The organism is Salinarimonas ramus (assembly GCF_014645695.1).
GTDB lineage: Bacteria > Pseudomonadota > Alphaproteobacteria > Rhizobiales > Beijerinckiaceae > Salinarimonas > Salinarimonas ramus.
This window is the reverse complement of record NZ_BMMF01000007.1, coordinates 226,182-238,229: the sequence shown is the minus strand read 5'-3', so window position 1 is coordinate 238,229 and position 12,048 is coordinate 226,182. Positions and strand designations below refer to the sequence as shown.

Below are 12,048 nucleotides of genomic sequence, written 5' to 3'. Positions count from 1 at the left end.
GATGCCGATGGACGCGCGCGAGATCGAGCGCATGATCAAGGAGGCGATCCCGGACGCCACGGTGGAGATCCGCGATCTCGCCGGCGACGGCGATCATTATGCCGCCACCGTCACCTCGGCCTCGTTCAAGGGCAAGAGCCGCGTGCAACAGCACCAGATGGTCTATTCGGCCCTCCAGGGCCGCATGGGCGGCGTGCTGCATGCGCTGGCGCTCACCACCATTCCCGCCGAGACCTGAGGACGGGTCTCGCATATCGAGGTCCGGCGCCTCGAGCCGGAGCAAGGAGACGACCATGGCCGACGCGCATCAGACGATCGACGCGGAAGTGAAGTCGAACGACGTCGTGCTCTTCATGAAGGGCACGCCGCAATTTCCCATGTGCGGGTTCTCGGGCCAGGTGGTCCAGATCCTCAACTACCTCGGCGTGCCCTACAAGGGCGTCAACGTGCTCGAGGACGAGGGCGTGCGCCAGGGCATCAAGGATTATTCCAACTGGCCGACGATCCCCCAGCTCTACGTCAAGGGCGAGTTCGTCGGCGGCTGCGACATCACCCGCGAGATGTTCCAGTCGGGCGAGCTGCAGCAATTCTTCTCCGAGAAGGGCGTGCCCGTGAAGCAGGGCGCTTGACGCGCGCCGCCCTTCGCACGAAGGGCGCCACCTCCCCGCAGGGGAGGACGACGGCCTACGGGCCGGAGGGTGGGGAGGGCGGCGGGCCGGCTCGAAGCGGCCGCCCCCGCCATACCCGGCATGGTTCGGAGGCAGGATGGGCGAGGCGAAACGCAAGGCGACGCGCGGCGCGACCGGCGCCTCCCCTTGCGGGACGTGCACGATGTGCTGCACGCTCTCCCACATCGTCGCCCTCGACAAGCCGATGTACCGGCCCTGCCGGCATCTCGTCGGCGGGGACGGGCGCGCCGGCGGCTGCGGCGTGTTCGGCGGGCCGGAGCGCCCGGAGGCCTGCAGCGCCTACGAATGCGCCTACCACACGGCGCATCGCACCGCGCATCCCGACCGGCGCCGCATCCCGCATCCGCTGGACGCGGGTGCCTATTTCCACAAAGACCCGATCGAGAACGCGATCGTCGTCTTCGTCGATCCCGATCGGCCGCTCCTGTGGAAATCCTCCGCCATCGTGCCGATCCTGCGCAACGCGCTCGCCGGCGGCCTCGCGCTCGTGATCTTCGACCGCGGCCGGCGCATGACCGTGCGCGCGAGCGGGCACCTCGACGAGATCCTCCAGCGCGACTACGTCGCGTTCGCGGACGCGCAGGGCATCCCGCGCGAGATCGCGAGCTACGAGGCGGAGCGCCGCCCTCAGCCGAGCGCCGTATCCTCCGGCTCCGCGATCCCGTAGAGCGCCACCGCGGTGGCGATGGCGAGGTTGAGGCTGTCGGCGCGCCCCTGCATGGGGATACGCACGAGATCGGTGCAGGCGGCCGCGATCGCGTCCGTGACGCCCGCCTGCTCGTTGCCCATGACGAGGAGGATCGGGCTGCGCAGGTCCGCGCGGCGATAATGCTTGGACGCCGGCAGCGCCGTGCCCACCACGCTGCCCGGCCAGCGGGACGCGAGCGCGAGGAAATCCGCCTCCGAACCCTCGAAGACCGGCACCGCGAAGATCGAGCCCATGGACGCCCGCACCGCTTCCACGGAGGCGGGATCGCAGGTGTCGCCGACGAGGAGCACGCCGCCGGCACCGACGGCGTCGGCGGTGCGCACGATGGTCCCGAGATTGCCCGGATCGCGCACCCGGTCCAGCGCCACGAAGACGCGCGCGGCGGCTGGATCCACCTCGGCGAAGGGGCGGCGCGTCCAGCGGAAGGCGGCGACCACGCTCTGGGGATTGTCCTTGCGCGCGATCTTGGCGAGGACGGCGTCGTCGACCTCCAGGCACTCGCCGCCGGCCTCGAGGCAGGCGAAGCGCAGGCGGCGCACAACGTCGCGCTCGCGGCCTTCGCGATGGTAGACGAGGATCTCCGGCGCGCGCCCGTTGTCGAGCGCCTCCAGCGCCGTGCGCGCGCCCTCCGCCAGGAAGAGCCCGCTCTCGCGCCGGCCCTTGCGGTCGTGCAGTGCGCGCAGCTCCTTCACGGTGGCGTTCGAAAGGCTCGTCACCTCCCGCACGCGCGGATGCTCGCTCATCCCCGCGCCTCCGGCGTCCAGCGCGCGAAGAGCGAGGTGGAGAGGTGGCGGTCGTTGGCCCGGTCGCGGGTGACGAGCTCGCCCGACGCGATGGCGCCGCCCCGCTCGCCGAAGGCGTCGCGCATCAGCTCGTGCAGCGTCATGAACGAGAGGCGCACCGCGTAGGCGGTGAGCGTGACGAAGCTCGGCGTGTCGGAGAGGAGCTGGCGCGACAGGTCCATGAGCATCGGCAGATGCTCGAAGAGATGCCAGACCTCGCCGTTGGGCCCGCGGCCGTAGCGGGGCGGGTCGAGCAGGATCGCGTCGTAGGTGTTGCCGCGGCGGATCTCGCGCTGAGCGAACTTCACGGCGTCGTCGAGGATCCAGCGCACGCCCTTGTCGTCGAGCCCGGACGCCGCCTGGTTCTCCTTGGCCCAGGCGATCGCCTTCTTGGAGGCGTCGACATGGGTCACCTTCGCGCCGGCGCGCGCGCAGACGAGGCTCGCGACACCCGTATAGCCGAAGAGGTTGAGCACCGAGATCGGCCGCGGATCGGCCTTGATCCGCTCCTCCATCCAGTCCCAATGGACGATCTGCTCGGGGAAGATGCCCACGTGCCGGAAGGACGTCGCCCGGCACAGGATGCTGAGGTCGCGCACCGACACGGGCCAATCGCCGAGCCGCCCGCCCTTGAAGCGCCAGGCGCCCTGCTCGGCCTCCTCGGCGGCGTCGAAGACCGCGTCGGCCTTCGCCCACAGGCCGGGATCGCCCTTGGCCCAGATGGCCTGGGGCTCCGGACGATCCATGACGATCCGGCCGAACTTCTCGAGCTTGCGCCCCTCGCCCGTGTCGAGCAGGCGATAGTCGTCCCAGCCGTCGGTGATGAGGAGATCCGCGTGACGCATGGCGCGGGTTTAGCAGCGGGGTGCGAGGGGGGCAATGCGGCGACGCTCGTGCGGCACCACCTCCTCGCAGGGGAGGACGACGACCCGCGGGTCGGAGGGTGGGGAGGGGGCGGGCCGGCGTGCAGAACTCTCGATACGCCCCCACCGCCCGCTTCGCGGACTCCTCGCCTTCGGGGAGGATCCACCCGGCATCACGTCACGCCCGCTTCTTCTTCTCCAGGCGCCAGAAGTGGAGGAGCGGCTCGGTGTAGCCCGAGGGCTGGGCGCGGCCCTCCAGCACGAGGTCGCAGGCGGCGCGGAAGGCGGGGCCGTCGAAGGCAGGCGCCATGGGCTCGTAGAGCGCGTCGCCCTCGTTCTGGCGATCGACCACGGCGGCCATGCGCTGCATCGTCTCGATCACCTGCTCGCGCGTCACGACACCGTGATGGAGCCAGTTCGCCAGATGCTGCGAGGAGATGCGGCAGGTGGCGCGGTCTTCCATCAGCCCGACGTCGTGGATGTCGGGCACCTTGGAGCAGCCCACCCCCTGGTCGATCCAGCGCACGACGTAGCCGAGAATGCCCTGCGCGTTGTTCTCGATCTCGGAGCGGACCTCCTCCTCCGACCAGTTCGGCCGGTCGGCCAGCGGGATCGTGAGGATGTCGGAGAGCTTCGCCCGCTCGCGCGAGGCGAGCTCGGCCAAGCGGGCCTTCACGTCCACCTGGTGGTAGTGCGTCGCGTGCAGCGTCGCGGCGGTGGGGGAGGGGACCCAGGCGCAGGTGGCCCCGGCCTTGGGGTGGCCGATCTTCTGCTCGAGCATGGCCTGCATGCGGTCGGGCATGGCCCACATGCCCTTGCCGATCTGCGCCTTGCCGGGAAGCCCGCAGGAGAGGCCGACGTCCACGTTGTTCGCCTCGTAGGCCGAGATCCAGGCGGTCGCCTTCATGTCGTTCTTGCGGACCATCGGCCCGGCTTCCATCGACGTGTGGATCTCGTCGCCGGTGCGATCCAGGAAGCCCGTGTTGATGAAGACGACGCGGTTCCTGGCCGCGCGGATGCACTCCTTGAGGTTCACCGTCGTGCGGCGCTCCTCGTCCATGATGCCGACCTTGAGCGTGTTGCGCGAGAGGCCCAGCGCGTCCTCGACGCGCCCGAAGATCTCGTTCGTGAACGCCACCTCCTCGGGCCCGTGCATCTTCGGCTTGACGATGTAGACCGAGCCCGCTCGCGAGTTGCGCAGGCCCGTGCCCTTCAGGTCGTGGATGGCGATCAACGCGGTGATCATCGCGTCGAGCAGGCCCTCGAACGCCTCGTTGCCGTCCCGGTCGAGCACCGCCGGGTTCGTCATCAGGTGGCCGACGTTGCGGATGAGCATCAGCGAGCGGCCGTGCAGCACGAGCTCGCGGCCCTCCGGATCGGTGTAGACCCGGTCGGCCTCGAGCCGGCGGGTGATGGTGTGGCCGCCCTTGGAGAGCTCTGCCACGAGGTCGCCCTTCATCAGGCCGAGCCAGTTGCGATAGGCGAGCACCTTGTCGGCGGCGTCCACGGTCGCGACCGAATCCTCGCAGTCCATGATGGTCGAGACCGCGGCCTCGAGCACCACGTCCGCGACGCCGGCCTTGTCGGTCTTGCCGATCGCATGCCCGCGGTCGATGCGGATCTCCACGTGGAGCGCGTTGTGGCGCAGGAGCACGCCCTCTGGCGTGTCCGCCCCGCCGGCATAGCCCGCGAAGCGGGTGGGATCCTCGAGCCGCGTGACGGCACCGCCCTCCAGCGTGACGACGAGCGCCCCGTCCTCGACGCGGTAGCCCGTGGCGCCGGCATGCGAGCCGTGGGCGAGGGGCGCGACCTCGTCGAGAAAGCCCTTGGCGTAGGCGATGACCCGCGCCCCGCGCGCGGGATCGTAGCCGCCGCCGGAGGGCGCATCGCCGAGCGCGTCCGTGCCGTAGAGCGCATCGTAGAGCGAGCCGAAGCGCGCGTTCGCGGCGTTGAGCGCGTAGCGCGCGTTGGTGATCGGCACCACGAGCTGCGGGCCGGCGATCGCGGCGATCTCGGGATCGACGTTCTCGGTCTCGATCGTGAAGTCCGGCCCCTCGGGCACGAGATAGCCGATCTCGCGCAGGAACGCCTCGTAGGCGGCGGCGTCGTGCGGCTTGCCGCGGCGCTCGCGATGCCAGGCGTCGATCGTCGCCTGCAGCTCTTCGCGCCGGGCGAGCAGCGCGCGGTTCTTCGGCCCGAGCTCGTGGACGATGTCGGACAGCCCCTTCCAGAACGCCGCCGCGGAGACGCCCGTCCCCGGCAGCGCCTCGGTCTCGATGAAGGCGTGGAGCGCGCCGGCGACCTTCAGCCCGTACGCATCGATCCGCTCGCTCATGACCTCGTCCTCCCGTCGGTCTCTTCGTCTCTCGACTGTAGCAGCTAGCAGCCGAGGCGGTGGGCATCAATCGGGGGCGCGGTCAGGGGATCTTTTCGTTTGGGGAAAGAATGGACCGGCGGTCTTGCGGAGACGCGTCGGACCGAGGCATCGCTGCGCAGTAATCCGAGAGCTCGGAGCGCCGGCTGCGTCGTACGCCACCCGCGTCATTGCGCCGCATCTAGGGGTAGTGCGCTGATCCGTGCCGGTCTCGCGGCGACGATCCCCCGCGACGAAACCTTGGCGAGCAAGGGTTCGCGTTAAAATTCCGCTACGTAAGCAGAATTTAGCAACTACTGAACATACTATCTTAAACATCAGAACTTTTCAGCGCTACCTGCCGTGCGTGCCGGCTCGTCGTGCCGCTGCTCTGTGACTGCAATCTCTGCGATCGAGGGAGAGTTCACCATGAAGCTCACGCTGAAGCCGCCGTCCCTTCCGGGTTACGCGTTCGATCGACAGGTGCCTGTCTTCAACATCTACTATCCGATGCAGTGGGACGGGAGCTCGGAAGAGGCTCAATCCAATCCGATCGAGGCGATGCGCGAGGTCGACATTGCCGAGATCGGCAGTGCCGCCTTGTATTTCCACTTTCCGTTCTGCGAGACGATCTGCAATTTTTGCCCGTTCACGCGCGGTAAGTTCGCAGATCGCGAGATCATCCCCCGCTATCTCGATGCGCTGCTGTCCGAGATCGAGCAGAAGTCCCGAGTCTTTCCACTTCATGCTCTCCCGGTCCGGTCGATCTTCGTTGGTGGAGGAACGCCTTCGCTCCTGACCGCTGACGAGATCTTGCGCTTCGGCGACAAGTTGAAGGCGACGTTCGACCTGTCGCGGCTGCGCGAGTTCTCGTTCGAATGCGAAGTGAAGAGCGTGACGCGAGACAAGGTCCTAGCCCTCCGAGAGATAGGCGTCACGAACGCGCGCTACGGCTTGCAGACGTTCAATCCGTATTGGCGTGACATGTTCGATCTGACCGCATCGCTGGATCAGATCTACACGGCGAACGAGCTGTTCCGGTCGATCCTCCCGCGGACCTCGTTCGATATTCTCTACGCGATGGACGGCCATACGATCGATGATTTCATGGCCGACCTCGACGAAGCGACGCGTATCGGCGACCTGGTGGACGTCTACCCGATCGACAATGTGGTCACTCAGGTGAAGCTGCACGGGAAGCTCATCGCCGCGGGGATGGAGCCGACGTCCGCGAACAAGCGCTTCGAGATGAATCGCCTCCTGCGCCGCCGGATGTGGGAGAACGGATACCTCCCGCACAACGGGCATGGATACGTGCGTGCCGACGAGCATCAGCTCGCGCTCAACCCGATCGTCTCGGAATCCTACACTTTCGAGTACCACAACCACGTCTATGGGCATGCCGACACGGCGGTGGTGGGCTTCGGCGTCAACGCCATTTCGATCCTCCCGCGGCTCACACTGTCGAACACCAACAATCGCGGTCGCTACATCGAGGACATGCTCGAACGCGATGGCGGAACGGGCACGCAGGTGAGCCGTCACGGGCCGGAAATCGATGCGTCTCGTCCTCTCGTCACGCGCCTTCCGTATCACGGCTTCCTGGAGAAGGATCGCGTGCGCTGGGACGAGATGCCGACGCACTGCCTCGATGCCTTGGGACAGTTCATCGAGGCCGGGCTCGTCGTCGATCGAGGCGCTCGGTACGAGCTGACCATGGATGGATGGGAATGGTACGTCAATATGATGTACTATGCCATGCCACCATCCCAGAAGTCGATACTCGATGCGCTCATCATGCAGAGCTTGCGTCAGCCTGGTCGTCGTGTTACTGCCGAGCAGGTTGTCTTTCAGTAAGATAATCTACAATTGGAGCGGTGCGGACATGCCGCTCTATTCTTGGTTGCTTCGCGATACCATGTGGAGAGCCAGCGTGAGACGGGATACATTCAACCGTGCGATGCGCCCGTTGTGGGCATCGACCCTCTTCGGCAAGACCGGCGAGTTCGCTTTCGAGGTCGTCTTCGCGATCATCACGATCGAGCTCCTGGACTACGACATCGCCGAGATCGGCCTCGTCTATTTCTTTCGTCTGATCCCGTACTTGTTCGTGGCTCCGATCGGCGGGGCGATCGCGGACGCGGCTTCCAAGAAGCTGGTGATGATCGGCAGCGACGGCTTCCGAGCCGGTGTCCTCTTTCTGCTCTACTTCCTCGCCGAAGCAAATCTCCTCGACGTGTACGTCCTCGTCGGGCTGGCGATGCTGATCACCGTCGGCGACAGCATCTATCAGCCGAGCTTCCGAGCCTCGATCCCGATCCTCGTCGCACGGAACGACATTCCCAAAGGCAACAGCTCGGTGCAGGTCTTCGAGGACACGTCGTCCATCCTCGGGCCGTTGCTGGCCGCCGCGCTCATCTCCCTGCTCGACCGGGAGATCGTCCTCGCCGTCGTCGCCGGGCTGTTCGCCCTGTCGATGATCAGCCTCCTCTTCCTCCCTCACGTCCCGCGGCAGAGCGCCGACCGCGTGGGGCTCGTCGAGACGTTCAGGCAGATCCGCTCAACCGCCGTGAACCTGCGGCGCAAGAATGCGGAGCTCTTCGCGGTCATCATCGGTACGACCGTGTGCGCGATGTTCGCCTCCGCCGTGCTTCGCTACGTGTTCCCGGCGGCCGTCCTGAGCACCTACGGGGTCGAATCCTACGTCGGATACGCGTCTGCGATCATCGCCGTCGGCACCGTGTGCGGAGGTCTTCTCTACACCCGCGTCGTGGCCGATCCGACCACCGCGGTGCTGATGAAGGCCTGGATGGCGTACGGCGTGCTCTTCCTCGGCGCCGCTCTCGCCATGAGCGTCGACCTCTACCTGACGGCGTGCGTCCTCCTCGCCTTGGGCTTCGCGGGCGCCATGGTCGACATTACGATCATGACGAGCATTCAGCTGCTTTCCGAAGAGGAGGAGGTCGGTCGCAACTTCGGTCTGTACGCGGCCGTGGCGAATACCGGCGATGCCGTGTCGGGGCTCGTCGCGGGAGCCTTCGCGTTCGTCGTCGGTGCGGCCTCGTTCCACGCGATGGCCGCGTCCATCGCGCTCGCTGCGGCCGCGGTTCTCGGCAAGCTGCCGCCCAAGAAGATCAGCCATGAGGCCTGACGCGACGCCCTCCCACGCCCGGATCGAACCCATCGCGGTCGATCGCGCCGCGGCCCAAGCGATCGCCACCGTTCGACCGCTGCTGCCGCTCGAGACCTCGTCCGCGGACGCGACCGTGTCCGCCTACGTCGTGGCATCCCTCGCATCTCTCGAGGCGGCTCTCGCGCGATCGCGCCTCTCGCAGCCGAACGTGCCGGTGGTTCTGCTCCAGGCCTGCGACCGGCCGCCCGACGAAGCGGATGGATCCTTCGTGGCGATAGACCCTGCCGGCATGCGACCCGAGCAGATAGGCCGTGTCGTCGAGACGTTGGCGCGGCGGTTCGAGGACGAGAAGCTGCCGCCTTTTCTCTCCGCGCTCCTCGGCTACGTCGCCCGCCGGAACACGACATTCGCTTGCCCCGGCCACCAGGGCTCGCACTTCCTGGAGCGGCACCCCGTCGGGCGTCGCTTCGTCGAGATCGTCGGGCGAAACCTGTTCGCGCTCGACGTGCCTCACGCGGATCCCATGCTCGGCGACATGACCGGGAGGGAAGGGCCGCCCGCGGAGGCGGAGGCCCACGCGGCGCGCGTCTTCGGTGCGGACCGCACGTACTTCGTGCTCAACGGGACGTTGACGGCGAACAAGATCGTCGCCACGGCTCTGCTGGCTCCTGGCGATTACGTCCTCTTCGATCGGAACAACCACAAATCCATCTACAACGGCGTGCTCGCGATGGCCGGCGCGCGGCCGGTCTACCTCGAAACGACGCGCAATTCCTTCGGCCTGATCGGAGGCGTGCCATCCCGATGCTTCGACGAGAGCTACGTTCGCGACAGATTGCGTGCGATCGACCCCGAGCGCGCCGCGGCCGAGCGCCCGTTCCGGCTGGCCGCTTTCCAGCTGGGGACCTGGGACGGCACGATCTACGATGTTCATGAGATCGTCTCACGGATAGGGCACCTGTGCGAGTACGTCCTCTTCGACTCGGCCTGGGTCGGCTACGAGCAGTTCATCCCGCTCCTCGAGCGCGCATCTCCGCTGCGCATGGAGCTTCGCCCCGGCGCGCCCGGCGTCGTCGTGACGCAATCCGTCCACAAGCAGATGTCCGGCTTCTCGCAGACGTCGCAGATCCACGTCCGCGATCGCCACCTCGGCGAGCGCACGCACAAGCACGGCGAGGCTGCCTTCGATGCGGCGCTGAAGATGCACGGCACGACGAGCCCGTTCTATCCGCTCTTCGCCTCCCTCGACGTCAATGCGCGCCTGCACGGCGCGATCGGCCCGCAGATGTGGGCGGAGGTGGTGGAGACCGGGATCGAGATCCGCAAACGGATTCTCCAGCGTTGCCGGCTCATGCGCCCGTTCGTGCCGTCGACGGTGGGCGAGCGCGCCTGGCAGGACCATGACACGGCGCAGATCGCCACGGATCGCCGCTTCTTCGAGTTCGAGGTCGGCGCGCGCTGGCACGGGTTCGACGGCTACGACGGCGCCGTCCAGCGCCTCGATCCATGCAAGCTCCTGGTGGTGACCGCCGATACGCATCCTTCGGCAGGCGTCGAACGGCCGCGGCTGCCCGCCGGCATCGTCGCGGCCTATCTGAGGGAGCAGGGGCTCGTCCCGGAGAAGAGCGACCTCTACTCGCTCGTCTTCCTGCTCACGCCCGCAACGCGGCCTGAGGACCTGGAACGGCTCGTCGATGCGCTCGTCCGCTTCGAGGCGCATCATTGCGCCAACGATCCCGTGAGCCTCGTCCTGCCGGGGCTCCACGCCGGCGATCCCGCACGCTACGCGTGCGGCCTGGCGGATCTCTGCCGGCGGATCGACGCGCTCTACGTCGAGGAGGGCTTGGCCGGTCTCCTCGCCGACATGTTCCGGGCGCGGTTCCTGCCGCGCGCGCGTATCAGCGTTCAGGATGCGCACTACCGCTTCGTGAGAGGAGCGTACGAGCGCGTCCCCATCGCGGAGGCCGCAGGTCGGATCGCCGCGGAGGGCGCGCTGCCGTATCCGCCGGGAATCTTCTGCATCGCGCCGGGGGAGGTCTGGGACGGACCGGTGCATCGCTTCTTCGAGGCGATCGAGCGCTTGCTCGACGAAGCGCCGGACTTCGCCCCCTTCTATCATGGCGTGCATACCGTGGACGACGCCTCGGGACGCAAGCGGCTCCACGTCCACGTGCTGTCGGAGGACGCCTGAAATCGGTCGCCTCACACGACTGCGCCGAGAGCACGCCCACTGCCGGTCGAACCGTCGCCGCCACTGCCGCGTTCCTCCCCCGTGCGTCGCCCGCCCGCCCTGCGGGCCGTCCCCCTGCAGGAGCCTCCGTGACCTCCGCCTTCTTTCGCATCGCCGTCGGTGCGCTTCTCGGCCTCTTCGCGCTGTACGTGGCCGAGCCGTATCTCGTGCGCCTCATCTTCGCCGCCGACGAGCCGCGGCCCGTCGCCGTGCGCGAGGGGCTCGGCGCCGCGGAGATGAACGCGGTGGAGGTGTTCGAGCAGGCCTCGCCCTCGGTCGTGCACGTCTTCGGCCAGGGACCGGCGGCCATTCAGGGGCTGGGCGGCGGCGGAGGTCTCGGCGGACGTGGAGGGGGCGTGCAGTCCGGCTCGGGCTTCCTGTGGGACGAGGCCGGGCACGTCGTCACCAACAACCACGTCATCGCCGGCGCGCAGGCGGTGTCGGTGCGCCTCGCCGACGGGGAGATCGTGCCCGCGAGCATCGTCGGGCGCGCGCCCAACGTCGACATCGCCGTCCTCCAGCTCGCCCGCCCCACGCGCATCCCGCCGCCGCTCCCGGTGGGCTCCTCGGACGATCTCGTCGTGGGGCAATGGACGTATGCCATCGGCAACCCCTTCGGCCTCGACCAGACGCTGACGACCGGCGTCATCTCCGCGCTCCAGCGCACGCTGCCCACGGGGCGCGGGCGCGAGATCGCCGACGTCATCCAGACCGACGCCGCCATCAATCCCGGCAATTCCGGCGGGCCGCTGCTCGATTCCGCCGCGCGGGTGATCGGCGTCAACACGGCGATCTTCTCGCCGTCCGGCGCCTCCGCGGGCATCGGTTTCGCCGTGCCCATCGACGTGGTCAACGAGGTGGTGCCCGAGCTCATCCGCAATGGCACGGTGCCCACGCCCGGCATCGGCGTCGTCGTGGGCGAGGACGCGATCTCGCGGCGGCTGGGCATCGAGGGCGTGGTGGTCCTGCGCGTCGTGCGCGGCTCGCCGGCGGAGGCGGCGGGCCTGCGCGGCATCGACATGCAGACCGGCACGATCGGCGACATCATCCTGGCGGTGGACGGCGAACGCGTGACGAGCTTTCCCGACCTCACCCGCGCGCTCGGCGACGTCGGCATCGGCGAGAGCGTGCGCCTGCTGATCCTGCGCAACGGCGAGCCGACGGAGGTGGTGGTGGAGACGCAGGACGTCTCCAGCCGGTTGTGACGGGCGCGCCCCGGTCCCTCCCTGAAGGGGAGGGGAAAAGCGCGCGAAGCGAGCAAGGGGTGGGGTCCGAAGCCGGTCGCCGCA

General features: G+C 68.0%; 10 protein-coding genes. 7 read left to right on the top strand and 3 right to left on the bottom strand.

Annotated elements, in window-relative coordinates:
- Window position 1: 1 nt before the first annotated feature.
- From IEX89_RS13605 to IEX89_RS13595, 3 genes are all read left to right on the top strand, one after another.
- On the top strand, window positions 2-238 hold the full coding sequence (locus IEX89_RS13605; RefSeq protein WP_188913776.1) for a BolA family protein: 237 nt from the start codon (window positions 2-4) through the stop codon (window positions 236-238).
- Window positions 239-293: 55 nt separating this feature from the next.
- Window positions 294-629 carry a Grx4 family monothiol glutaredoxin gene (gene grxD, locus IEX89_RS13600; RefSeq protein WP_188913775.1) on the top strand — a complete coding sequence of 112 codons (336 nt, stop codon included), beginning with the start codon at window positions 294-296 and terminating at the stop codon, window positions 627-629.
- Between the two features lie 136 nt (window positions 630-765).
- Complete coding sequence (locus IEX89_RS13595; RefSeq protein WP_188913774.1) at window positions 766-1,356, top strand: hypothetical protein; 591 nt, start codon at window positions 766-768, stop codon at window positions 1,354-1,356.
- Here IEX89_RS13595 and IEX89_RS13590 read toward each other — a convergent pair.
- The 3 genes from IEX89_RS13590 to IEX89_RS13580 all read right to left on the bottom strand — a co-directional run bounded on the left by IEX89_RS13590 (window position 1,317) and on the right by IEX89_RS13580 (window position 5,378).
- Entirely contained in the window at window positions 1,317-2,141 is an 825-nt protein-coding gene (locus IEX89_RS13590; protein WP_188913773.1) for a TrmH family RNA methyltransferase, read from the bottom strand. The two genes, IEX89_RS13595 and IEX89_RS13590, sit on opposite strands and share 40 nt — an antisense overlap.
- Window positions 2,138-3,025: an RsmD family RNA methyltransferase gene (locus IEX89_RS13585; RefSeq protein WP_188913772.1), complete on the bottom strand. Its 888-nt coding sequence runs from the start codon at window positions 3,023-3,025 to the stop codon at window positions 2,138-2,140. The genes IEX89_RS13590 and IEX89_RS13585 overlap by 4 nt, the downstream gene beginning before the upstream one ends.
- Window positions 3,026-3,221: 196 nt before the next feature.
- The gene (locus IEX89_RS13580) at window positions 3,222-5,378 is read right to left on the bottom strand and encodes a malate synthase G (protein ID WP_188913771.1); all 2,157 of its coding nucleotides are present in this window, start codon (window positions 5,376-5,378) and stop codon (window positions 3,222-3,224) included.
- A 447-nt stretch (window positions 5,379-5,825) separates the two neighbouring features.
- Here IEX89_RS13580 and IEX89_RS13575 point away from each other — a divergent pair, with 447 nt between their 5' ends.
- The 4 genes from IEX89_RS13575 to IEX89_RS13560 all read left to right on the top strand — a co-directional run bounded on the left by IEX89_RS13575 (window position 5,826) and on the right by IEX89_RS13560 (window position 11,964).
- Window positions 5,826-7,253 carry a radical SAM protein gene (locus IEX89_RS13575; protein ID WP_188913770.1) on the top strand — a complete coding sequence of 476 codons (1,428 nt, stop codon included), beginning with the start codon at window positions 5,826-5,828 and terminating at the stop codon, window positions 7,251-7,253.
- The gene (locus IEX89_RS13570; protein ID WP_188913769.1) at window positions 7,183-8,547 is read left to right on the top strand and encodes an MFS transporter; all 1,365 of its coding nucleotides are present in this window, start codon (window positions 7,183-7,185) and stop codon (window positions 8,545-8,547) included. Before IEX89_RS13575 ends, IEX89_RS13570 begins: the two co-directional genes overlap by 71 nt.
- On the top strand, window positions 8,537-10,720 hold the full coding sequence (speC, locus tag IEX89_RS13565; protein ID WP_188913768.1) for an ornithine decarboxylase: 2,184 nt from the start codon (window positions 8,537-8,539) through the stop codon (window positions 10,718-10,720). Before IEX89_RS13570 ends, speC begins: the two co-directional genes overlap by 11 nt.
- Before the next feature lie 128 nt (window positions 10,721-10,848).
- Entirely contained in the window at window positions 10,849-11,964 is a 1,116-nt protein-coding gene (locus IEX89_RS13560; RefSeq protein WP_188913767.1) for a S1C family serine protease, read from the top strand.
- The last annotated feature ends 84 nt before the right edge of the window (window positions 11,965-12,048 follow it).